Origin of the sequence: Pseudomonas sp. BN417, from assembly GCF_029871205.1 — a bacterium.
GTDB lineage: Bacteria > Pseudomonadota > Gammaproteobacteria > Pseudomonadales > Pseudomonadaceae > Metapseudomonas.
Window position 1 is genome coordinate 1 of record NZ_SSOJ01000095.1, and the last position, 24,325, is coordinate 24,325.

The window sequence follows — 24,325 nt, forward strand, 5'->3', positions numbered from 1 at the left end:
TCAGCCGCAACCGACCTGAAAGGGTCGGTTGCATCTGATCGGAGAGATGGTATCTACGAACTGACGCTCTTCTGTGGGGGCGAATTCATTCGCTAGGGACCGCGCAGCGGTCCCAGTGGCTCGGAGCAACGGGCAGACCTTCGGCCTGCTTAGCGAATGAATTCGCCCCCACAAGGTTTGCCACGATCAAGCCCCAGCCCTACCCCACCACCTTCGCCGCTTTCAACGCCTCGATCTCTTCCCCGCTCAGGCCCAGCTCAGCCAGCACCTCGGCCGTATGCGCGCCCACCGCCCCACCGGTATGGCGCGGCGCCGGCAGCCCGGTGGAGAACTTGATCGGGCAGGCGATCTGCCGCTGCGGCGGCAGGCCATCGCGGGGCACTTCCACCACCAGGCCACGCGCTTTGATCTGCGGGTGCTCCACCGCCGCGGACAGCGGCAGCATCGGCTCCACGCAGGCATCCAGCGCCGCGAATACGTCCAGCCACTCAGCGTAGTCGCGCTTCTCGAACTCGGTCTCGATGGCCCGCTTCAGCTCGCGCTGGTCTTCGGCCTTGGGCGACAGTCCCTTGGCCGCCAGTTCCGGCCGGCCGATCGCCGCGCAGAACTGCTGCATGAACTGCGGCTCCAGGCTGCCCACCGAGAACCAGCGGCCATCGCGGGTGCGGTAGTAGTCGTAGAAGCTGCCGCCATTGAGGACCTGGTTCTCCATGTCCGGCTCCACACCGGCACCCAGGTAGGCCGCGCCGGCCATGCCGTGCAGGGCGAAGGCGCAGTCGGTCATGCTCACGTCCACCTGCTGGCCCTCCCCCGTGGCCTGGCGATGGATCACCGCCGCCAGCAGGCCCATCACGCCGTGCAGGGAACCGCCGCCAATGTCCGCCAGCTGGACGCCGAGCGGCAGCGGACCGCTGTCGCGGCGCCCGGTGTAGCTGGCGATGCCGGCCAGGGCCAGGTAGTTGATGTCGTGCCCGGCGCGGTCGCGGTACGGGCCGGTCTGGCCGTAACCGGTGATGGAGACGTAGATCAGCTTCGGGTTGACCGCCTTCAGCGCTTCATAGCCCAGGCCCAGCCGGTCCATCACGCCCGGGCGGAACTGCTCCAGGACGATGTCGTAGCCACGCACCAGTTGCTTGACCAGCTCCACTGCCTCCGGACGTTTCAGGTCCAGGGCGATGCTGCGCTTGTTGCGGTTGAGGTAGGCGTGGCTGGTGGACTGGCCGCCGTCATGGGGCGGCAGCACCCGCACCAGGTCCGTACGACTGGGGGATTCCACCCGCAGCACCTCGGCACCCATGTCGGCCAACAGCAATGAGGCGAACGGCCCCGGCAGCAAGGTAGAGAAGTCGAGGATTTTCAGTGAAGACAGCGGGCCTTTCATGGCGACTCCTGATCTGTTGGTCATTCCCAGTGCAGCGCCTGGCGTGCATCGAGACGTTCGACGGCCGGGGCGTAGCGGGCCTCCAGCACGTTGCGGCGAATCTTCATGGTCGGCGTCATGCAGCCGTTATCTACGGTCCAGGGCTCGCGCACCAGTAGCAAATGGCTGACGCGCTCGTGGGGCGAGAGGTTGCCGTTGAGTTGCGCCAGTGTGGCCAGCAGGTCGGCCTCCACCCGCGCACGCGCCTGCTCGCGGGCCGCCGGGCTCAGCTCTATCAGCGCCAGGGGCTGGTCGAGGCCGCTGCCCATGAGGCACACCTGCGCCACCCAGTGGCTCTTGGCGATTTCGCCTTCGATGGGAGCAGGCGCCACGTACTTGCCCTTGCTGGTCTTGAAAATGTCCTTCACCCGGCCGGTGATGCGCAGGTAGCCCTGGGCATCGATCTCGCCCTTGTCGCCGGTGTGCAACCAACCGTCACGCAGGGTTTCCGCACTCTTGTCCGGCTCCAGGTAGTAGCCGGCCATCAGTGCCGGGCTGCGATAGAGGATCTCGCCGTCTTCGGCGATGCGCACTTCGTTGTCCGGCATCACCCGGCCCACCGAGCCGAAACGCACCTGCCCCGGCCGGTTGAAATTGCCGTAGGCGAAGTTTTCGGTCATGCCGTAGCCCTCGCAGATGGTCAGGCCGATGCGCCGGTACCACTCCAGCAGCGCCACCGGGATGGGCGCGGCGCCGCTCACCAGCACCCGCGCACGATCCAGGCCAAGCCCTCGGCGCACTCGACGCGCCACCAGGGCGCCCAGCAGCGGGATGCGTAGCAGGCGGTCGAGCCGGCGCTGCGGCAGCTTTTCCAGCACCCCCTGCTGGAAGCGCGTCCACAGGCGCGGCACCGAGAAGAACTGGGTCGGCCGGACCTCGCGCAGGTCCTCGGCGAAGGTCTCGAGGGATTCGACGAAGGCGATGCCCCCGCCGCAATAGAGGCTGTTGGTTTCCACCAGGAAACGCTCGGCGGCATGGGACAGCGGCAGGTAAGAGAAGAACTGGTCGCCCTGCCCCAGGCCCATCTCCACCACCGAGCGGCTGGAGGCGAAGGCGAAGGCCCGTGCCGTCTGCATCACGCCCTTGGGCTGGCCGGTGGTGCCGGAGGTATAGAGGATGCTGAGCAGGTCGTCCGGCTGCTGTTCATGGGCATCACGCAAGGGCTCATGGCTGCCCAGCAGCTCGCCCCAGGCGTGGTCGGCGCGCAGGGTCGGATAGGGCATGGCGATGCGCACCACGTCCGCGGGGATGCCCGGCTCCAGGTGTTCGGCGCCGTCCAGCTTGCCGAGGATGATGGCCTTGCATGCGGAGTGGCGCAGCACGTAGCCGATGCTCTCCGCCGACTGCAGCGGGTAGAGCGGCACACTGACCAGCCCGGCGAGCATGATCGCCAGGTCGCTGAGCACCCACTCGGCGCAGTTCTTGGCCAGTATCGCCACCCGGTCGCCCGGTTCGCAGCCCAGCTCGCGCAGGGCACTGGCCAGGCGCCGGGCCTGGTCATCGGCCTGGCGCCAGGTGACGGGGTACCAGGTGCGCGCCACCGGTTGACGCAGCCAGACGCGGTCCGGACAGGTCGCCACCCAATGGGCGAAACGTTGCAGCGGCAGTTGCTCGCTCATCCCACAGCCCTCTTATTGTTGTTATCGGTTCGACGCCAGATGGCCCGCCACTCTAGAGCTTGAAGACCTTCCGCGCATTGGCGTGGAGGAATTTCTCGCGCACATCGGCAGTCAGGTCGAGCTCGGCCACCTGCTCCATGCAGCGGGAAAGCGAAAGCTGCGGGAAGTTGCTGCCGAACAGAACCTTGTCCTGGCCGTAGCTCTTCATGTACTGCAGCAGCGCCTGGGGGTAGTAGCGCGGCAGGTAGGCGGAGGTGTCGATATAGATGTTGTCGTGCTTCCAGGCGACGCCGATCATCTCCTCGGTCCAGGGGTGGCCGATGTGCCCGGCGACTATGCGCAGCTCGGGGAAGTCCAGCGCCACCTCATCCAGGTAGGGCACCGGCCGGCCGGTTTCCGAAGGCATCAAGGGCCCGGTATGGCCGACCTGGGTGCAGAAGGGGATGTCCAGCTCGATGCACTTGGCATAGAGCGGATAGTAGAGCCGGTGGTTGGGCGGCAGCTTCCACAGCCAGGGCACCACCCGCAGCGCCTTGAAGCCCAGTTCGGTCACTGCCCGCTCCAGCTCGCGCAGGGCGGCCATGGGCTTGCTCATGTCCACCGCGGCGACACCGACGAAACGCTCGGGATAGTCGCGGGTGTACTCGGCCACCTCGTCATTGGTGCTGACCCAGCGCTCGGGCCGGCACCAGGCGCTGACCATCAGCTTGTCGATGCCGGCGCGGTCCATCTCCGCCACCGTCTCCTCCGGGCTCAGGCCCTTGTCGAGCAGGGCCGTAGTGCCGGACTTCTCGAACAACCGCACGGCTTCCGGGATCAGTTCGCGGGTGCGGCCGGTGGCCAGTTGGGCCCAGGCGTCGATGGCGCCTTGTGCGTGGGTCATGACGATTGCCTCAATGGTGTCTGTCCAAGGTGCGCACGGCGCACCCTACGGGGCACATTTGCAGGGTGCGCCATGCGCACCACTCGCCCGCCTCAGAGCTTCATGCCGCGACTGATGATCTCCTTCATGATTTCCGAGGTGCCGGCGAAGATCCGCTGGATGCGCGCGTTCGCGTACATCCTGCAGATCGGGTACTCCCACATGTAGCCCCAGCCGCCGTGCAGCTGCACGCCCTCGTCCACCACCTTGCACAGCAGTTCGGTGGTGAACAGCTTGGCCTCGGCGGCCACTTCCGGGGTGAGCTTCTTCTGGTTGTGGTCCATCACGCAGCGGTCGGTGAAGACCTGGGCGACGTCTATCTGGGTGCGCATCTCGGCGAGCTTGAAGCGGGTGTTCTGGAAGGTCGCCACCGGCCGGTCGAAGGCCTTGCGCTCCTTCACGTAGTCGATAGTGGTCAGCAGCGCCGCCTCGGCCCCGGCCACCGCGCCGCAGGCGTTGGTCAGGCGCTCCTGGGCAAGCATGTTCATCAGGTAGAAGAAGCCGCCCTTGGCGTCGCCCAGCAGGTTCTCCTTGGGTACCTTGACGTTGTTGAAGAACAGCTCGGCGGTGTCCTGGCTCTTCATGCCCAGCTTCTTCAGGTTGCGCCCGCGCTCGAAGCCTTCCATGCCCCGCTCCACCAGGAACAGCCCCATGGCGTGCTTGTTCGCCGGGTCGGTCTTGGCCGCGACTATCACCACGTCCGCCAGCAGGCCGTTGGAGATGAATACCTTGGAACCGTTGAGGAGGAAGTGGTCACCCTTGTCCACCGCCGTAGTGCGCATGCCCGCCAGGTCGGAACCGGCGCTGGGCTCGGTCATGGCCACCGCGAGGATGGTTTCGCCACGGATGATCCCCGGCAGGAAACGCGCCTTCTGCTCGGCGTTGCCGTATTCGGCGATGTAGGGGCCGCAGAGGGCGGAATGCAGCGGGATCATGAAGCCGGGTTCGTTGATGTAGGCCAGCTCCTCGGCCATGATCTGCTCGTAGCGGAAGTCCTTGAGGCCGGCGCCACCGAACTCCTCGTCCGCCCAGGGCAGCAGGAAGCCCATCTCCCCCGCCTTCTTCCAGACGCTGCGGTCGACCACGCCGGCGGCCTCCCACTCTTCCTGGTGCGGCACTACTTCCTTCTGCAGGAAGGACCGGAAGGCCTCGCGGAACATATTGTGTTCGGTCTCGAAATGAATGCGCTGCATGGCGTTGCCTCCCTGGGCCGACGTGGTGCCGCAGGTTAGGCGCCAGCGCCGGACGCCCTCAATGACGCAAGCGCTCAGGGCAATTGACGCAATCGGTCAAGGCGTTTGGCGCGCCCGATCGCGATCGAAATCGCTCCCACAAGGAAAAAATCGCGGACAAAAAAAGCCCGGCTACGGGGGCCGGGCTTGAGAAATCTCCTCACCGGGAGGAGAACGCTGTAGCTATACGTCGATCAGGCAGCGGTTTGCGGGGCGACGGGCGCGTCGGCCTTGCCGCCGCTGGCCAGTTCGCTTTGCAGGGCGTTTTCGTCCAGCTGCTTGCACCACTTGGCGACAACGATGGTGGCCACGCCGTTGCCGATCAGGTTGGTCAGGGCGCGGGCTTCGGACATGAAGCGGTCGATGCCGAGGATCAGCGCCAGGCCGGCGACCGGCAGGGTGCCGACGGCGGACAGCGTGGCGGCCAGCACGATGAAGCCGGAGCCAGTGACGCCGGCGGCGCCCTTGGAGGCGACCAGCAGCACGGCCAGCAGGGTCAGCTGGTGGGTAAGGTCCATCGGAGTGTCAGTAGCCTGGGCGATGAACACCGCGGCCATGGTCAGGTAGATGGAGGTGCCGTCCAGGTTGAAGGAGTAACCGGTGGGGATGACCAGGCCGACCACGGACTTGTTCGCGCCCAGCTTTTCCATCTTGTTCAGCATGCGCGGCAGGGCCGACTCGGAGGAGGACGTGCCAAGCACGATCAGCAGCTCTTCGCGGATGTAGCGGATGAAACGCAGGATGCTGAAGCCGTGGGCGCGGGCGATGCCGCCCAGGACCACCAGGATGAAGAACACGCAGGTGATGTAGAAGCACAGCATCAGCTGGCCGAGCTGCACCAGCGAGCCCACGCCGTACTGGCCGATGGTGAAGGCCATGGCGCCGAAGGCACCGATGGGGGCGACCTTCATGATCATGTTGATGATGCCGAACATCACGTGGGCGATGCGGTCGATGAACTCCAGCACCGGCCTGCCGTAGTCACCCATGCGCTGCAGGGCGAAGGCGAAGATCACCGAGAAGAACAGCACCTGCAGGATGTCGCCACTGGCGAAGGCGCCGACAATAGTGCTGGGGATGACGTTGAGCAGGAAGGCGATGGTGCTCTGCTGTTCGCCGGCGGAGGCAAAGGCGGCGATGCCCTTGGTGTCCAGGGTGGCCGGATCGACATGCATGCCGACACCCGGCTGCACGATATTGACCACCACCAGGCCGATGATCAGGGCAACGGTGGAAACGATTTCGAAGTAAGCCAGCGCGTAGCCGCCGGTCTTTCCCACTGCCTTCATGTCCTGCATGCCGGCGATGCCGCTGACCACGGTGCAGAAGATGATGGGTGCGATGGCCATCTTGATCAGCTTGACGAAGCCGTCGCCCAGGGGTTTGAGCGCGACGCCGGTTTCCGGATAGAAGTGGCCCAGGAGGATACCGATGGCGATGGCGGCTATGACCTGGACGTACAAGCTCTTGTAGAACGGTTGGCGGGACATGGCAGTGTTCCTTTCGAGTGATCCCGACCTGTTCCGTACGGTCCGGCGTCACCGTGATCGACATATCTCCCTGTCCGGGAGACTTTTGTTGTTGTGCGGTCCAGTCGAATGGACGGCACTGTCCCTATCGCAAGCCCTGTGCCAAACCTGATAAATAATTAAAATCCTTTAAAATCAATGAATTAGAAAATACGCGCGAATATCTGGCAGCACCTCGCGGGCGGATTTCCGCCAAGACCCCGGGGGGATTTCCGCCACTTGCGCCCTTGTGGCCGCCTTGGCGAGGGACCTACCATCGGCCTCCCCGGACCACGGAACAGCCCCATGCGCGAGCGCACCATCGCCAGCCATTTCGTCCGTGCCGCCCTGCGCGGCGCCACCCGCCAGGGCGTGGATTGCGTACCCATACTGCGCGCCGCCGGCATCCAGCCGGCCCTGCTGGACGAACCCCGCGCACGGGTGGCGCCCGAGCAGTTCGCCCGGCTGCTGCAAGTGCTCTGGGAAGCGCTGGACGACGAATTCATGGGCTTCGGCCTGCAACCCAGCAAGCGCGGCACCTTCGCCATGATGTGCCACGCCATCATCCATTGCCGCACCCTGGAAAAGGCCCTTGGCCGGGGCACCCTCTTCTACGGGTTGTTCCCCGATGCACCGCCCATCACCCTGGAGCGCGACGGCGAGTTCGCCGTACTGACGGTGGACGACGCCCTGCTCCAGGATCCGGACCACTTCCTGGTGGAAAGCCTGCTGGTGATCTGGCACCGCCTGGGCAGCTGGCTGATCGGCCAGCGCATCCGCCTGGAGGAGGCCACCTTCAGCTACGCCGAGCCGGCCCACGCCAGCGAGTACGAGCTGCTGTTCACCAGCAACCGCCGCTTCGACGCCCCGCGCATCGGCTTGCGCTTCCACGCTCGCTACCTGGCCATGCCACTGCTGCAGGACGAACGCACCCTCAAGCATTTCCTCGAGCATTCCCCGGCCGACCTGCTGGCCCGTCCCGACGGCGGCGACACCCTGACCAGCCAGATCCGCCGCCTGCTCGGTCGCGATTGCCGCAACTGGCCGGACCTGGACGCGGTAGCGCGGCACCTGCACACCAGCCCGCAGACCCTGCGCCGGCACCTGCGGGAAGAAGGTTCGAGCTTCCAGGAACTCAAGGACCACCTGCGCCGTGACCTGGCCATCTACCACCTGGGCCGGGACGAGCTGTCGATCCAGGACATTGCCGAACAGCTCGGGTTTTCCGAGCCTTCGGCCTTCCACCGGGCCTTCAAGAAATGGACGGGGCTGACCCCGGGGGCGTATCGGGCGCAGGAGGCCTGATCGGTTCAGCCGCAGGAAAACTGTGGGGGCGAATTCATTCGCTATGGGCAGCGCAGCTGCCCCAGCCCCTCAGGGCAGACCTGCGGCCTGCTTCGCGAATGAATTCGCCCCCACAAGGAAAGCGACTAGCTCACCTGCTCAGAGCAACGGAAAGCGAATCCTGAACTCCGCCCCGCCCAGCGGCGAGTCCTCGAGGAAGAGTTCGCCGTCGTAGCTCTCGATGATGTCCTTCACCACTGCGGTGCCGATGCCCTGCCCCGGATGCTGGGAATCCAGGCGCTCGCCGCGCTTGAGGATGCGCTCGCGCTGGCCCACCGGCACGCCGGGGCCATCGTCTTCCACCCGCAATTCGCAGTAGCCGTCCTGCACCCGGGCGCTCACCCGGATCTCCCCGAGGCAGAGGCGGAAGGCGTTCTCCAGCAGGTTGCCGAGCAGCTCCAGCAGCGCGCCCTGCTCCATGGGGATCATCAGGCCGCTGTCGAACGCCCGCCCCACCCGCACGCGCTTGTCGCGATAGACCTTGTCCAGCGCGTCGCAAAGGGTATCCAGCAAGGGCGCCAGCTCGGCGCGATGACGCACCAGGCCGCTCTTGCGCAGGCTGGCCCGTTGCAACTGATAGCCGATCTGCTGGCTCATGCGCTCGACCTGGTTCTGCAGCACACGCGCCTGTTCGCGGGCCTCGGGCTGGTTGGCGATCACCTCGCTGACGCCCTGCAGCACCGACAGTGGCGTCTTCAGGCTATGCGCCAGGTCATCCAGGGAATGGCGGTAGCGCTCACGCTGTCGGCGCTCGCTGTCCAGCAGGCGGTTGAGGGACTTGGTCAGGCGCAGCAGTTCGCGGGGATGCTCGTCGCTCAGGCTGTCGCGGCTGCCGGACTCCACCTCGTCCAGCTCGGCACTGAGGCCCCGCAGGCTGCGAAAGCCCCAGGTCAGGCCGAACCAGAGCAGGCCCAGCAGCACCAGCAGCGCCGCTCCCAGCCAGAAATAGAGCTGCTGCACGAAGCCGTCGTACATGCCCTGATAGTCGTTGAAGGGTTGCATGGTGACCACGCTGTAGGCGGCCTTATGGCCCCGCAGCAGGTCCACCTCCACGTCGTAGACGAAGAATTCGCGCCCCTCGCCATCGGCAATGCGGAGGAACTCATGGGTCTGGCCGTCGTAGCGGGGCTGGTAGTCCATGCGCTCGTCCCGCGACGAACGCGACTGCCAGACCAGTTGCCCCTCGCTGTCGTAGATGTAGCCCAGCTGGCGGGCTTCGAGGTTGTCGAATTCCTCGTTGGGCAGCTTTTCCGGCATCCGCAGCTGACCGCTTTCCACTCGCGCCGCGGCGATCAGCGCGCTGGCGTCGGAGGCCAGGCGCTGCTGGATCGACTGTTCCAGGGCGATGACGAAGGCTCCGCGCAACGCCGGCAGCAGAGCCAGCATGAACAGCACCGCCATCACGGCGGCACCGAGCATCAGGCGCACCCGCAGCGACGCGCCCAGGCGCCGGTAGACCTGTCGCCAGCGACGGGTCATCGGCAGCGCTCGGTGAACAGGTAGCCCTGGCCACGTACCGTCTCGATCGGCTTGAACCCGCTGGCGCCTTCGAGCTTGCGGCGCAGCCGGCCGATCAATACCTCGATCACGTTCGGGTCGCGCTCTTCGTCACCGGGGTAGAGCTGCTCCATCAGCCGCTCCTTGGCCACGACCTGCTGATGATGGCGCATGAGGTACTCGAGAATGCGGTACTCGTAGGCGGTGAGCTGCAGCGCATCGCCGTCCATCTGCGCCTGCTTGCGATTGAGGTCCAGCAGCAGCGGGCCGGCCTCGATGGTGGGCTGTATGAAACCCGAAGAGCGCCGCAGCAAGGCATTGAGCCGGGCCTCCAGCTCTTCGAACTGGAACGGCTTGACCACATAGTCGTCGGCGCCGGCGGCCAGGCCCTCGACCTTGTCCTGCCAGTTCCCCCGCGCGGTGAGGACCAGGATCGGAAAGCTCTTGCCCTGGGCGCGCAACTGCCGGATCAGGTCGAGGCCGCCCATTCCCGGCAAGCCCAGGTCGACAATCGCCAGGTCGTGGTTGTATTCGGCGACCTTGTACAGCGCCTCCTCGGCATTGGCCACGGCGTCCACCACGTGGCCCTGCTCGCCCAGACGGGTGGAGAGATGGTGGCGCAGCAACGCCTCGTCTTCCACGACCAGCAATTTCATCCGACTTTCTCCCTGTAATGACTCGGCCGGGCAAGTGCCCGGCCGATAGCTGCAACCTGATCAGAACTTGTAGTTGGCGCCCACATAGGCCAGCGAACTGCTGTGCAGGTCCACGCTCCCCAGCCGCGGCCCGCCGTGCATCGCCATGTCGGTGCTGGCGTTGGTACGCAGGTAGCGGTAACCCACTTCGATGGACGCGCTCTTGTTCAGGTCCTGCAGCATGCCGGCCTGGAAGCCAGCAGCGTAGTTGATATTGCTGTCGCGGCGGAAGCCACGACTTTCCTGTTCCAGCTTGACCAGGCCCAGGGTCGGACCGCCGAACAGCTTGGTGTTGTAATCACCAACCGGCACGAACAGGTCAATGCTGCCGAGCAGGTTCTGCTGGCGCAGTTTGTAGCCGCTGTCGCTGTCCGAAATGTTTTCGTAGGTCATGTAGTAGCGGCCGGCGTCATCCATCTTGCCGGCGCGCAGACCCCAGGTACCGGTCTTGTGGATAACCTTGTCCAGCTGGGGCGTGTCGAGCGCCGCATTCAGCGAATCGGATTTCTGGATGTTGTTGTTGGTCTGGCCCCAGGTCAAACCAACGAAAGTGTCTGCGGCCTGGGCGCCGGCAGCGGCCAGCGCCAGGGTGGTGGCCAGTGCGATGCGGTTCAGGGAAAGTTTCATGAGGTAGTCCTCTGGGTGTTAGGAGTGGCTGACACGGGACCTAGCTTGCCCGGCCACTGCTGAACGGCCCCTGAACCGTTGCTGAACCCATACTGAACGTTTCTCTCATCGCTCAACGAGCGTGCTGAATCGGCAAAGCGCGGTCCAAGGCACCCGTAGGGAGGAAACCTGCGTGGCGGAATTCCACCGCAGCCTCCGCGCGAGGCCTTCTCCAAAAAAAAAACGGGAGCCCATCCGGGCTCCCGTACTCAATTCAGAGAAAATGTCCGGAACCGGCAATTGCCAGGGTTCCAGACTACAACCTCACCTGCGTTCCAGAAGAAACGCAGCGCTAGTCTGGCAAAAGGATGGCCAGCGATCCGTTTCGCTTTGTTTGCTGTTTGCAAACATTTGTAAACGGCGGCATCGCTGGCCGATTCCGCCGGCGCCGGGCAGAATGCCGCCATGACTTCGAACCACCCCGCCTGCTGCAGCGCCTTCGATGCCACCTGGCCTTTCGCCGAAATCTTGCCGGGCGTATCGATGCGTTCCTGCCGCTTCGATCCAGCGCAGCTTGCCGCCGACGACTTCCCCCGCTGCGCCATCCCGGCACCGGCCAATATCCAGCGCTCGGTGGCCAAGCGTCAGGCGGAGTTTCTCGCCGGCCGCCTCTGCGCCCGCGCCGCCCTCCTTGACCTGACCGGCCGGCCCGAGGTGCCCGCCTTGGGCGACGACCGCGCGCCGGTCTGGCCGGCAGGCGTCACCGGTTCCATCAGCCACAGCCACGGCCTGGCTACCGCCCTGGTGGCCGATAGCCAACAGTGGCGCGGCCTGGGCCTGGACCTGGAAGAACCCCTGGCCGCCGACCGCGCCCTGCGCCTGGCGGAAGAAATCCTCACCGAAGCCGAGTTGCAGCGCCTCCAGGGCCTTTCACCCGAGCAACAGGCCGAGCGCATCACCCTGACCTTCTCCATCAAGGAGAGCCTGTTCAAGGCGCTCTATCCGCTGGTGCAGAAGCGCTTCTACTTTCACGACGCCGAACTGCTGGACAGCGACGCCACCAGCGGACGCGCGCGCCTGCGGCTGTTGATCGAGCTATCGGCGGAATGGACGGCGGGAAAGGAGCTGGATGGCTGCTACTGCTATTTCCAGCGGCGGTTGCTGAGCCTGGTAGCAATCCCGGCCTGAGCCGTCTTGGTGGAAATCCGCCACGCGGATTCCCACCCTACCGGTCGGGACAACCCATCCTGCGATCTGCTACACCGTAGCCCCGATGAAATCAGGGGAAAGCCAGTGGGCCCAGTTCCCGGATTTCATCCAGGCTACGGCTACTTGTGGGGGCGAATTCATTCGCTAAGGGTAGCGAAGCTGCCCCCAGGTCTATCAAGGCAGGCCTTCGGCCTGCTTAGCGAATGAATTCGCCCCCACAGAACAAGCCCACCCTGCAGGTCTACCCCGACGTCTTAGAGAGTCTCCGCCTCACTTTGCCGCCTTGGCCAGACCAGGCTGAACCTCGCCCCGCCCAAGGCTTCGCTGCGGCCGATCTGCGCGCGGCCGGCGTGCCAATAGATGATTCGCCGCACGATGGACAGTCCCAGCCCATGCCCGCCGGAGGCGCGGGTGCGGCTGTCGTCCAGGCGCATGAAGGGCTTGAAGATCTTCTCCCACTGGCTTTCCGGCACGCCGGGGCCGTCGTCCTCGACGTCGATACGGCAACGCTTGTGGCCGATCTGGTAGTTCAGCTGGACCCGTGATTCGGCATGGCGCATGGCATTGCTCACCAGGTTCTGCAAGGCGCGGTGCAAGTAGCGCGGCTCCGCCTCGACCCAGGCGCCGTCGCTGCCGACGTTCAGGCACAGGCCGCGCTCGATGCGCACGCTGGCACGCAGAGGCGAAAGCTCGGCGATCACCTGGTCGAACAGCGCATCCAGGTCCACCCGCTGGAAATGCAGGGCCGGCGAGCCCTGCTCCAGACGGGCGTAGGTCAGCATCTCGTCCACCAGCTTGTCCAGTTCCTGGATGTCGCCGTCCATGCCGTCCATGTACTTGCGCCGGGCCGCTTCCGTTTCGGCGTCGGCGATCATCTCCAGGCCGAAGCGCAGCCGCGCCACCGGGGTGCGCAGCTCGTGGGACACCGCGCGAATCAGCTCGCGCTGCAGGGTAAGCAGCCGTTGCAACTGCTCGGCCATCCCGTTGAAAGCTGCAGCCAGGCGCCCCACCGAGTCGGCGCCCCTGGCCGGCACCCGCGCATCCAGCTTGCCCTGGGCGATATCGGTGGCAGCGCTCTCCAGGCCCATCAGGCGATGTTCCAGCTGGCGCACCAGGAAGTAGACGGTGAGGCCGATCAGGGTCAGGCCGAGGAAGCCGATCAGCACCAGCATCTGCGGCGGATAGGGGTTCATCTGGTGCAGCGGGCCCATCTCCAGTACCCAGGGCGTGTCCACCATGCCGGCGAATATGCGGATGGAATCGCCATCCTTGCCGAGCGCCATCACCGTATCGCCCTCGTCCACCCGGCGGCGCTGGTCGGCGTCGAGGTCGGCTTCCTTCAAGGGGATCAGCCGCAGGTCGAAGCCGAACTGCTTGTTCTCCTTGATGGAGGCAAGACGCTGCGGCTGCACATTGACCGGGAAGCGCACCAGCTCGTCCATCAACAGGTAGACGGTGGCTCTCGCCAGCTGCTCGCTGATCTGCTCCACCTCGCCCGTGAGCATCAACCGCTCGCCGACGCTGACCAGGCTGAAGACCCGTGCCGCATGGGGGCCGGTTTCCTCCACCAGCACCTGGCCGCGGGCCAGGCGGCCGCGCGCGCTGCTGTCCAGCCCCGAGCCCTCCATGGGCACCAGGTCGAGCGGGATGCCCAGCAGCCGCTCCCAGAGCACCACGGCGCGGCGGCGCTCCACTTCATTCATGGGTTGCAGGTTGTCCGCCATCAGGCGGAAGGTGCCGCGGGCCAGGCTCTCGCGATACTGGTCGGAACGCACCTGGTTGACCTGGTGGATGGTGAACACGCCGAGCAGCGCCACCAGCACCAGGGTCACCAGCATGCCGCCATAGATACGCAGGAAGATCGAGTTCATGCCAGTCGCTCAAAAATGGTACCCGTAGAAGCAGTTCAGGCCAATCCTTCGGCGGCCTCTCTTACAAACAGATAGCCCTTGCTGCGCACCGTCTTGATCAGGCGCGGGTGCATGGGGTCGTCACCAATCTTCGGGCGGATGCGCGAGATACGCACATCGATGGAACGGTCCTGGCCGTCGTACTCGATACCGCGCAGGGAATTGAAGATCTCTTCGCGGGACAGGATGCGACCGGCGTTCACCGCCAGCAGCCATAAAAGGTCGAACTCCGCGCTGGTCAGCTCGATGCTGCGCTCGTTGAGCCAAGCCTCGCGCATGGCGTTGTCGATCACCAGCGGCCCGAACTCCAGCCGGCGCTGGTTCTCCACCACCGGCGTCTCGACCACCGCCTCGCTACGCCGCAACAGGGCACGGATGCGCGCCAGCAACACGCGCGGGCGCACCGGCTTGCACACGTAGTCGTCGGCGCCCAGCTCCAGGCCCAGCACCTGGTCCATGTCGTCGGTGCGCGCGGTGAGCATCAGGATCGGACCCTCGTAGCGGCCGCGCAGCTTGCGGCAGATGGACAGGCCGTCCTCGCCTGGCAGCATCAGGTCGAGCACTACCAGGTCCGGGCGCTCCTTGAGGATGCGCGCCACCGCCTGGCCGCCATCGGACTCGATGGCCACCTGCAGTCCGTTGCCTTCCAGGTATTCGCGCGTCAGATCGGCCAGCCGCTGATCATCTTCGACTATGAGAATTCGCCAGGCTTCTTGCTCCACCACGCACTCCCGCAGACAGCGTCAGGACCATCGAAAAAGGGCCCGCATTGTAGCAACGCGAGGCCGTTAGCACAGCGCATGCCACATACGAACCAAAACACTACATATTGTGTTAGCTTGCGACGCCCTCTGCAGCTTCGCCAAGGCCTGAAAATAGGCATTTCGGCGGCGACGAACGGCAGAGCCTAGAGCCACCGGGGCTTTGCTCCCGTTACTCAAGAGTCACCCACAAATCACCCACAACTTATCCACAGGCTAGATGTTGTGGGTCGCCTTGCAATACCCCCAATAGCGCATTATCTTGTACCCCCATCGAGCCCAACCCCTACATATAGGGGTGAGGGCGTACCACCGGACACAATTAGAATCAAGCGCTCCAGGCTTTTTCAGAGCCCGACCACCGGTGCGTCACATGCGGTAAATCACCCACCATCCGCCATCCGCGAGTGGTGCCGGCCCAGGACACAAAGAAGCGTGACTGGGGGCCGGAAGCAGGTGCGGCGTGAACAGCGCCCACCACTAGGTATTGTGTTGTCACGGCGGATTTAACACCGTGGCGATTGACTTGTAGGGCCAGGAAGGCACTTGAGTCCTGTCCTTCAGCCTCGTAGCACCACGTTTTCGCGCCCGGCACCCAGCCGTGCGTATGGCGTTGTGAAAAGGCAATGAAGGCGACTCGGGCGCCGTTACATAAATAGAGATCATGGAGAACCCCATGCAGACCGACACCACTCGCGAGAACCCGCAGGCCGCAGCGCCCCAGGCCGCCGATTCCAACCAGGATCTGGCTGCCACCGCGCCCGGCCAGCTGCGCGTGATCAAACGCAACGGCACCGTCGTCGCCTACACCGACGACAAGATCACCGTTGCCATCACCAAGGCGTTCCTCGCTGTGGAAGGCGGTACTGCCGCTGCTTCGTCGCGTATCCATGAAACCGTCGCACGCCTGACCGAGCAGGTCACCGCCACCTTCAAGCGTCGCATGCCCTCCGGCGGCACCATCCACATCGAAGAGATCCAGGACCAGGTCGAACTGGCCCTGATGCGCGCCGGCGAGCAGAAGGTCGCCCGCGACTACGTGATCTACCGCGAATCGCGCGCCCAGGAGCGTTCCAAGCGCGTGGCCGGCGGCGAAGTGGCCCAGCCGCACCCGAGCATCCGCATCACCCGTGCCGACGGCAGCCTTCAGCCGCTCGACATGGGCCGCCTGAACACCATCATCAGCGAAGCCTGCGAAGGCCTGGCCGAAGTCGATGGCGACCTGATCCAGCGCGAAACCCTGAAGAACCTCTACGACGGCGTGGCCGAGAAGGACGTCAACACCGCCCTGGTGATGACCGCCCGCACCCTGGTGGAGCGCGAGCCGAACTACTCCTACGTCACCGCCCGCCTGCTGATGGACACCCTGCGCGCCGAAGCCCTGGGCTTCCTCGGCGTTGCCGAGAGCGCCACTCACCACGAGATGGCCGACCTCTACGCCAAGGCCCTGCCGGCCTACGTGGAAAAGGGCGTCGAGTTCGAACTGCTCGACCCGCAGCTGAAGACCTTCGACCTGGAACAACTGGGCAAGGCCATCAACCACGAGCGTGACCAGCAGTTCACCTACCTCGGCCTGCAGACCCTGTACGACCGCTACTTCATCCACAAGGACGGCATCCGCTTCGAACTGCCGCAAGTCTTCTTCATGCGCGTGGCCATGGGCCTGGCCATCGAAGAGAAGCAGAAAGAAGAGCGCGCCATCGAGTTCTACAACCTGCTGTCGTCCTTCGACTACATGAGCTCGACCCCGACCCTGTTCAACGCCGGCACCCTGCGTCCGCAGCTGTCGTCCTGCTACCTGACTACCGTGCCGGACGACCTGTCGGGCATCTACAGCGCGATCCACGACAACGCCATGCTGTCGAAATTCGCCGGTGGCCTGGGCAACGACTGGACTCCGGTACGTGCACTGGGTTCCTACATCAAGGGCACCAACGGCAAGTCCCAGGGCGTCGTGCCCTTCCTGAAAGTGGTGAACGACACCGCCGTCGCCGTGAACCAGGGTGGCAAGCGCAAGGGCGCCGTCTGCGCGTACCTCGAAACCTGGCACATGGACATCGAAGAGTTCATCGAGCTGCGCAAGAACACCGGTGACGACCGCCGCCGCACCCACGACATGAACACCGCGAACTGGATTCCGGACCTGTTCATGAAGCGCGTGTTCGACGATGGCCAGTGGACCCTGTTCTCGCCCTCCGAAGTACCGGACCTGCACGACCTGACCGGCAAGGCCTTCGAAGAGCGCTACGAGTACTACGAAGCCATGGCCGGCTACGGCAAGATCAAGCTGCACAAGACCATCGCCGCCAAGGACCTGTGGCGCAAGATGCTCTCCATGCTGTTCGAGACCGGCCACCCGTGGCTGACCTTCAAGGACCCGTGCAACCTGCGCAGCCCGCAGCAGCACGTGGGCGTGGTCCACAGCTCGAACCTGTGCACCGAGATCACCCTGAACACCAACCAGGACGAGATCGCAGTCTGCAACCTGGGCTCGATCAACCTGGTCAACCACATCGTCGACGGCAAGCTGGACACCGCCAAGCTCGAGAAGACTGTCAAGACCGCCGTTCGCATGCTCGATAACGTTATCGACATCAACTACTACTCGGTTCCGCAGGCTCGCAACTCGAACCTCAAGCACCGTCCGGTCGGCCTCGGCATCATGGGCTTCCAGGACGCCCTGTACCTGCAGCACATTGCCTACGGTTCCGACGCGGCCATCGAGTTCGCCGACAAGTCCATGGAAGCGGTGAGCTACTACGCCATCCAGGCTTCCTGCGACCTGGCCGACGAGCGCGGCGCCTACGAGACCTTCGACGGCTCGCTGTGGTCCAAGGGCATCCTGCCGCTGGACTCCCAGCAGATCCTCATCGAGGCCCGTGGCCAGAAGTACATCGACGTCGACCTGACCGAGTCCCTGGACTGGGCCCCGGTGCGCGAGCGCGTACAGAAAGGTATTCGTAACTCGAACATCATGGCCATCGCGCCGACCGCGACCATCGCCAACATCACCGGCGTATCGCAGTCCATCGAGCCGACTTACCAGAACCTCTACGTGAAGTCGAACCTCTCCGGCGAGTTCACCGTGATCAACCCCTACCTGGTACGCGACCTCAAGGCCCGCGGCCTGTGGGACCCGGTCATGGTCAACGACCTGAAGTACTACGACGGCTCCGTGCAGCAGATCGAGCGCATCCCGCAAGACCTGAAAGACCTGTACGCCACCGCCTTCGAAGTCGAGACCAAGTGGATCGTCGACGCCGCCAGCCGCCGCCAGAAGTGGATCGATCAGGCCCAGTCCCTGAACCTCTACATCGCCGGCGCCTCGGGCAAGAAGCTGGACGTGACCTACCGCATGGCCTGGTACCGTGGCCTGAAAACCACCTACTACCTCCGTGCCCTGGCCGCCACCAGCACCGAGAAGTCGACCATCAACACCGGCAAGCTCAACGCCGTGTCCGCTGCCATCGACGAAAGCCTGCAAGCCGCCCCGGCCGCAGCCCCGCAGCCGGCCCCGGTGCCGAAAGCCTGCTCCATCGACAACCCGGACTGCGAAGCCTGCCAATAACAGGTAACGCACAGCCAAGGCCCCCACGCGGGGCCGCTCCCTCCCCTCTCCTCTTCAGGGAGAGGGGCCGGGGGTGAGGGAAACCTCAGACCGCACCGAACACCGATCCAAAAGCCACGCCCACCAACCGGGCAGGCACAGGCCAGGGCAAACCACCGCCCTGCCCTCCGCCGCGAGCGGACCGTTGCCTTGCATGCACCAAGCAACGAACTAAGATTTTTACTGTATATCCATACAGGCCGGCAACTGACCGGCCCTCAAGCAGGAGAGCAACCGCCATGCTGAGCTGGGACGAATTCGACCAAGAAGACAGCGCACCCGCTGCCGCCAAACCGGCCGCTGCCGCAGCCGCACTGGGCGCCAACCACGACAAGCTCGACGACGAAGCCGCCGGCTCCGTCAGCGACGCCCGCGCCGTTTCCTCCAGCGACTCCGATGCGGTTGCCCGCGCCAAGAAAGCCCTGGACGCCCTCGACATCCAGGAAGGCCTGGACGACCTCGAAGGCTCCGCCGCGCGCGTGCAGGTTGGCGACAAGCAAATGATCAACGCCCGCGCCGACCTCAATCAGCTCGTACCCTTCAAGTACGACTGGGCCTGGCAGAAGTACCTGGATGGCTGCGCCAACCACTGGATGCCCCAGGAAGTGAACATGAACGCCGACATTGCCCTGTGGAAGAGCAAGGACGGCCTCAGCGAAGACGAGCGCCGCATCGTCATGCGCAACCTCGGCTTCTTCTCCACCGCCGACTCCCTGGTTGCCAACAACCTGGTGCTGGCCGTGTACCGCCTGATCACCAACCCCGAATGCCGCCAGTACATCCTGCGCCAGGCCTTCGAAGAGGCGATCCACACCCACGCCTACCAGTACTGCATCGAGTCCTTAGGGATGGATGAAGGCGAAATCTTCAACATGTACCACGAGATCCCGAGCGTCGCGAAGAAAGCGTCCTGGGGCCTCAAGTACACCCGCTCGATCTCCGACCCCGAGTTCAAGACCGGCACCCCGGAGACCGACCGCCAGTTCCTGCGCAACCTGATCGCCTACTACTGCGTACTGGAAGGCATCTTCTTCTACTGCGGCTTCACCCAGATCCTCTCCATGGGCCGCCGCAACAAGATGACCGGCACCGCCGAGCAGTTCCAGTACATCCTGCGCGACGAATCCATGCACCTGAACTTCGGCATCGACGTGATCAACCAGATCAAGATCGAAAACCCGCACCTGTGGGATGCCCAGATGAAGGACGAAGCCACCCAGATGATCCTCCAGGGCACCCAGCTCGAGATCGAATACGCACGCGACACCATGCCTCGCGGCGTACTGGGCATGAACGCCGCGATGATGGAGGACTACCTCAAGTTCATCGCCAACCGCCGCCTGACCCAGATCGGCCTGAAAGAGGAATACCCGGGCGCCACCAACCCGTTCCCGTGGATGTCTGAAATCATGGACCTGAAGAAAGAGAAGAACTTCTTCGAGACGCGCGTTATTGAATACCAGACCGGCGGCGCGCTGAGCTGGGATTGATTCCGGGTCACGTAGTTTTTCAACAAACACTGAAACTTTTTCACTGAATGTTGAAACGGATGCACCGAGAAGGTGCAGAACCGCTGCCCTGGGGAGGGCAGCGGCGCCAGCCATCCAAGGCTGGCTGTAGCAACAGGGCAAGGCCATTAGCCCCAAAGGAACTGGGGTAGAAGGGAGTAAACAAAAGGGCCGGCGAGCAATGCTCACCGGCCCTTTTTCATTGCTGGGTAGTTCCGCTTTGGGCCGATTCTGTTGAAAAAGTAGCTGCCACTCCATGCCGCCGGCAAAATCACGCCGTCAGCGAGCATGGGGGCAGGCAGCATGATGGGACGGTTACCGGGTGGGCAGCAGCGCCTGTTTTACTCGTTCAATCTGGAAGACCACGTCCCGCCCCAACACCTCCTGCGCAGCATCGACCAGTGCCTGGATCTCAGCGACCTGCGGGCCCACCTGGCCGACTTCTATAGCCCCATCGGGCGCCCGTCGATTGATCCGGAGTTGATGGTGCGCATGCTGGTCGTCGGTTACTGCTACGGCATCCGTTCCGAGCAGCGCTATGCGAGCATTAGCTCTTAGCTACCTGTCCACCAGCTCCGGGACAGACCACACATCCAGGGCTAACCTGAGTGTATTCCTCTCGGACCAAGCTCAATGACTTCCCCTCGCAACGCCCCTCGCGCAGATAGGGCTTCCATGGTAACTGAGGCAGGCTGCAGTCTTCGGGAGCTGGAGCGACTAAACCGGACGCTCAAGACCCTTAGTGCAGGTAATCGTATGCTCCTGCGCTGCTCAGATGAGCAAGAGTTACTGAACGGAATGTGCCGAGTGATAGTGGTAAAAGGCCATTATCGCTACGCCGGTGTTTGGTATTCGCTAAACGACGATGGCTATTCCCTAGTCCATATGGCGTATGCACTCAGCTCTACACATAGCCATCAGGAGGCTGATTTTTTTAGAAGCATTTCGCTTTCGTGGGCTAATTCAGAAGAGGGAGGTGCCGCAGCTATCGCTGTTATTACAGGTAAAGCCTGTGTCGGCCGTAATCTTCTCACCGACCCTGACCACGCTAAATGGCGCGAAGACATGGTTCGCCTTGGCTATGGATCGGTTACTGCCTTTCCATTACGGGTAGGTTCAGTTGTCGTAGGCTCTCTGTGCATTACTGCTACCGAGCCTGACGCATTTAATGAGTCTGAAGTTTCTCTTTTAGGTGAACTGGCTGATGATTTGACGTTTGGAATAGAAAATCTACGCATACGCGCAAAGCATCAGGCTGCAGAGGAAAGAATTCATCAAATAGCTTACTACGACTCACTTACTGGACTACCTAATCGAGAGATGTTTTATACAAAAGCCAAGTCAGTCATTACAGAACTCAGAGAGCAACACCGTCCGCTAGCAGTACTGCTTCTTAAGGCCGAAAATCATCACGAAATCAACGACACCCTTGGATACCTACAGGGCGACAAATTACTACAAGAGATTGCGAGCCTACTCTGCGCAACAATTCTCTCCAGCGGAGTTATTTTTCGCGCAGGCGAGGCCGAATTCGCAATTCTTTATGCAAATGCAGACGCAGACGCTGCTGTCCAAATGGCGCAAAGACTGAGTTCTTTATTTCATGGTGCGACTGACTCTTCTGGGCTAAACCACTATGCAAGGATGACGATAGGAGTTGCGTTATTCCCCGGCCATGGTGTTGAGCCGGACACATTATTTAGGCATGCACGGGCTGCCATGTCTGAGGCGAGGCGTACAGGACGCGACTTTTTGGTATTCGCTCCTAGCCTTGAAGAGGCGTGCACCAACCGACTATTACTGACGGCGGATTTGCGCGATGCGATCAAACTCGACCAGTTAATTCTCCATTGCCAGCCTCAGCTCAGCTTAATCTCCTCGCATATATGTGGCGCCGAGGCACTATTGCGTTGGCGGCATCCGGTTCGAAATATGGTGCCTCCCAGTGAGTTTGTAGCGCTTGCCGAATTTACCGGACTAATTACTCCGCTAACATTTTGGGTTCTTGAAGCTGCATTTAGACAACGCTTTGCGTGGAATGAATCAGGCTTAAACGTGCCTTTATCCATAAATCTTTCGGCACAAGACTTACGCGATGCTAGGCTAGTCACCAAGATCGAAGGGCTGATGGCGACTTGGGGGGCGGCGTCGAATTGGATTCAGTTTGAGGTTACTGAAAGTGCGCTCATGGAAGACCCAGCAAGTGCATTAGAAACACTGCGAAAATTGAAAGATGCCGGGATTCAACTAGCTATCGATGATTTTGGAATTGGCTATTCCAGCTTGAGCTATCTCCAGAACCTACCGGTAGATGCAATCAAGATCGATCAGTCCTTCGTTAAGCAAATAACCGAGCACCCAAAGCCAGCTGCCATTGTTCACTCTACAATTGAGCTAGCTCACAGATTAAATTTAAAGGTAGTTGCTGAGGGAATTGAAAACCAGGAGGTCCTGGGGCGCCTAATGGAGATGGGATGTGATGTAGCTCAAGGATATCTGATAGGAGCGCCAATGCCGACAGAAGATTTTGTAGATTGGCTGCAGTGCTCTAGCTGGAAGTTATTGGAGAAGTGAGTCCCCAGTCGCTTATATCTGACACGGTCTACCCACCAAAACTAGTGCGCCATGAAATGCCGCGTGCGCCTCAAGAAATACCGCGCCTACAGAGGTGAAGTAGGCCAGGTAGCGCCGAATTTGCTGGAGCGAAAATTCGATGCCAAGCGACCGAACCAGAAGTTGGTAACCGATGTGACGGAGTTTAAAGTCGGAGGCGAAAATCTTTACCTTTCACCGATACGTGACCTCTACAACGGCGAAATCATTGCCTACGAAACATCCAGGCGTCCTCTGTTCGACATGGTCGATGCGATTCTACGGAAAGCATTTTCGCGGCTACGGCCGCGAGACAAACTGATCTTGCATTCCGATCAGGGATGGCAGTATCGGATGCCCATCTACCGTCGCGTCCGTAACGAACATGCAGTGAAACCAAGCATCTCCGCAAAGGTAACTGCTATGACATTGCGGCTATGGAAAGCTTTTTCGGCACGTTGAAATCCGAATTCTTTTACCTGAGCAAATTCAACAGCCCCAATGAGCTTGAAGCAGGGCCGCGGGACTACATCCACTACTACAATCATTCGCGCATCAGGCTGAAACAAAGCGGCCTGAGCCCTGTTGAATACAGGACTCCAGCCGCCGGGCCCGCTTACCTATGTTCAGCGATTAGGAAGCGCAATCTTGGGAGCGACCTCTTTAGCGATCAACTCTAGAGACTGAAACCAGGGCGCAGGATCATCATAGTAATCATGTGCTTCTACCTGCAGCGTACCCCAACCACCTGTTGCCTCAAAAAGCGCATTGATCTTCTCCTTCACGGTATCGGGCGAACCGACCAAAAAGACGCGATCCACCAGGAACTCGAGATCAGCATCAGCCGGATCAATACCTGCATCCTTGGCATAGCCGTCCATCATGCCAAAACGACGCCAGATCGGGATCAGGTAGTGCTGGAAGCAGTAGCCGATCGGCCCCTCCATGACCAAGCGCTTGGCTTCCTTGTCAGTTTCAGCACAAAATACGGTGTGGGATACCGCATGACGCGAACGGTCCGGGGAATGGCCCGCTTGAATGGCTGCTTCGGAATAGACTTCCCAGTGTTTCTTCAGCGCATCTAGACCAGAGAAGATCGAAACCGGCTTGAAGTTGCGCTCACCTGCCAAACGCATGGACGGCGAGTTGTAGCTGAAACCGGTCACCGCAATCTCAGGTGCCTTGCTCCCCCAAGGGCTGAAATCAGCCAACTTATGCTGCTCATCACCCTCTGCGCCTTCAATCTCTTCCGGATAACCCGCGTCCCAGTACTTACCTTCATAGAAGAATGGCTCACGCTTCCAGATCTTCTCCATGATGTACAGGGACTCTCGCACCATGTCGTTCAGGTTCTTGGTTTCGTCCCCACCGTCAGCCGTGTTGGACTGACCGGCGTTGCGAATTCCGTGCATGTAGGAGGCCTGCGGATAGGCGCCAGCACCAATACCGAGGAAATAGCGGCCTTCCAGAATCTGTGACAACCAGCCGATCATGGTCGCCAGCTTGGCCGGATGCTGATGCGGCAGCAGGTGGGCCATGGGCGCGAACTTGATGTTCTTGGTTTGCAGGGCTGCCGCGGCGATTAACAGTTCAGGGTTGGGAATGTTTTCCCAGATCTGCGAGGCGTGCTCGGAGATCATCATCGAATCGATACCGACGCTGTCCGCCTGCACGGCACTCTGGATGCCCCAATCAAAGGTTTGCTTGGCTGTCCGACCAGGACGCATGTAGGGATGAAAGATCAAACCAGTTTCCATTGCCATGATTGTTATCTCCTCTAGATGGGTAATAGGCAAGGGAGGCATTAGCCTGTGTCTGCGGGCAGATGCCAGCAGTGGTGAATATAACGGCGTTATAGAGATCGGTCAACCCATGCGTTGATAGATTTTTGATGC

The 24,325-nt window shown here is 62.3% G+C and carries 16 protein-coding genes and 2 pseudogenes; 7 read left to right on the forward strand and 11 right to left on the reverse strand.

The window, feature by feature from the left end:
• Window positions 1–199 precede the first annotated feature (199 nt).
• The 5 genes from E8F11_RS11820 to E8F11_RS11840 form a co-directional block, all read right to left on the reverse strand.
• The gene (locus tag E8F11_RS11820) at window positions 200–1,381 is read right to left on the reverse strand and encodes a CaiB/BaiF CoA-transferase family protein (protein WP_280289023.1); all 1,182 of its coding nucleotides are present in this window, start codon (window positions 1,379–1,381) and stop codon (window positions 200–202) included.
• Window positions 1,382–1,401: 20 nt separating this feature from the next.
• Entirely contained in the window at window positions 1,402–3,039 is a 1,638-nt protein-coding gene (locus E8F11_RS11825; RefSeq protein WP_280289024.1) for an AMP-binding protein, read from the reverse strand.
• A 52-nt stretch (window positions 3,040–3,091) separates the two neighbouring features.
• Window positions 3,092–3,922, reverse strand: a complete 831-nt coding sequence (locus E8F11_RS11830; protein WP_280289025.1) for an amidohydrolase family protein — start codon at window positions 3,920–3,922, stop codon at window positions 3,092–3,094.
• A gap of 92 nt (window positions 3,923–4,014) precedes the next feature.
• A complete protein-coding gene (locus E8F11_RS11835) occupies window positions 4,015–5,154 on the reverse strand; it encodes an acyl-CoA dehydrogenase family protein (protein WP_280289026.1) in 1,140 nt (379 codons plus the stop codon).
• A 233-nt stretch (window positions 5,155–5,387) separates the two neighbouring features.
• Window positions 5,388–6,683 (reverse strand): dicarboxylate/amino acid:cation symporter, encoded by a 1,296-nt coding sequence (locus tag E8F11_RS11840; protein WP_280289027.1) that lies wholly within the window; start codon window positions 6,681–6,683, stop codon window positions 5,388–5,390.
• Window positions 6,684–7,007: 324 nt separating this feature from the next.
• On the opposite strand from E8F11_RS11840, the gene E8F11_RS11845 reads away from it, so the two are divergent.
• Window positions 7,008–8,006: an AraC family transcriptional regulator gene (locus E8F11_RS11845; RefSeq protein ID WP_280289028.1), complete on the forward strand. Its 999-nt coding sequence runs from the start codon at window positions 7,008–7,010 to the stop codon at window positions 8,004–8,006.
• Window positions 8,007–8,144: 138 nt separating this feature from the next.
• On the opposite strand, the gene E8F11_RS11850 is transcribed toward E8F11_RS11845, so the two are convergent.
• Genes E8F11_RS11850 through E8F11_RS11860 form a run of 3 tightly spaced genes read right to left on the reverse strand, consistent with a single transcriptional unit; the run spans window position 8,145 to window position 10,864 of the window.
• Complete coding sequence (locus E8F11_RS11850; RefSeq protein ID WP_280289040.1) at window positions 8,145–9,491, reverse strand: ATP-binding protein; 1,347 nt, start codon at window positions 9,489–9,491, stop codon at window positions 8,145–8,147.
• A 29-nt stretch (window positions 9,492–9,520) separates the two neighbouring features.
• Window positions 9,521–10,198, reverse strand: a complete 678-nt coding sequence (locus tag E8F11_RS11855) for a response regulator (RefSeq protein WP_280289029.1) — start codon at window positions 10,196–10,198, stop codon at window positions 9,521–9,523.
• A gap of 60 nt (window positions 10,199–10,258) precedes the next feature.
• Window positions 10,259–10,864, reverse strand: coding sequence for an outer membrane beta-barrel protein (locus tag E8F11_RS11860; protein WP_280289030.1), 606 nt, complete (start codon window positions 10,862–10,864; stop codon window positions 10,259–10,261).
• A 444-nt stretch (window positions 10,865–11,308) separates the two neighbouring features.
• Here E8F11_RS11860 and E8F11_RS11865 point away from each other — a divergent pair, with 444 nt between their 5' ends.
• On the forward strand, window positions 11,309–12,031 hold the full coding sequence (locus tag E8F11_RS11865; RefSeq protein ID WP_280289031.1) for a 4'-phosphopantetheinyl transferase superfamily protein: 723 nt from the start codon (window positions 11,309–11,311) through the stop codon (window positions 12,029–12,031).
• A gap of 275 nt (window positions 12,032–12,306) precedes the next feature.
• Here the strand turns inward: E8F11_RS11865 and E8F11_RS11870 are convergent, their stop codons facing one another.
• Window positions 12,307–13,923 (reverse strand): ATP-binding protein, encoded by a 1,617-nt coding sequence (locus E8F11_RS11870; protein WP_280289032.1) that lies wholly within the window; start codon window positions 13,921–13,923, stop codon window positions 12,307–12,309.
• A 35-nt stretch (window positions 13,924–13,958) separates the two neighbouring features.
• Window positions 13,959–14,684: a response regulator gene (locus E8F11_RS11875; RefSeq protein ID WP_280289033.1), complete on the reverse strand. Its 726-nt coding sequence runs from the start codon at window positions 14,682–14,684 to the stop codon at window positions 13,959–13,961.
• Between the two features lie 715 nt (window positions 14,685–15,399).
• Here E8F11_RS11875 and E8F11_RS11880 point away from each other — a divergent pair.
• The 5 genes and pseudogenes from E8F11_RS11880 to E8F11_RS11900 form a co-directional block, all read left to right on the forward strand.
• Window positions 15,400–18,291, forward strand: coding sequence for a ribonucleoside-diphosphate reductase subunit alpha (locus tag E8F11_RS11880; protein WP_280289034.1), 2,892 nt, complete (start codon window positions 15,400–15,402; stop codon window positions 18,289–18,291).
• 278 nt (window positions 18,292–18,569) lie between these two features.
• A complete protein-coding gene (locus tag E8F11_RS11885) occupies window positions 18,570–19,820 on the forward strand; it encodes a ribonucleotide-diphosphate reductase subunit beta (protein WP_280289035.1) in 1,251 nt (416 codons plus the stop codon).
• A gap of 321 nt (window positions 19,821–20,141) precedes the next feature.
• Window positions 20,142–20,375: pseudogene (locus tag E8F11_RS11890) on the forward strand (transposase); the annotation flags it as partial.
• Window positions 20,376–20,594: 219 nt separating this feature from the next.
• Window positions 20,595–22,412, forward strand: coding sequence for a GGDEF domain-containing protein (locus tag E8F11_RS11895; protein ID WP_280289036.1), 1,818 nt, complete (start codon window positions 20,595–20,597; stop codon window positions 22,410–22,412).
• A gap of 51 nt (window positions 22,413–22,463) precedes the next feature.
• A pseudogene (locus E8F11_RS11900) lies at window positions 22,464–23,029 on the forward strand (IS3 family transposase); the annotation flags it as partial.
• A 27-nt stretch (window positions 23,030–23,056) separates the two neighbouring features.
• Here the strand turns inward: E8F11_RS11900 and E8F11_RS11905 are convergent.
• A complete protein-coding gene (locus E8F11_RS11905) occupies window positions 23,057–24,193 on the reverse strand; it encodes an LLM class flavin-dependent oxidoreductase (protein WP_069084939.1) in 1,137 nt (378 codons plus the stop codon).
• Between the last annotated feature and the right edge of the window lie 132 nt (window positions 24,194–24,325).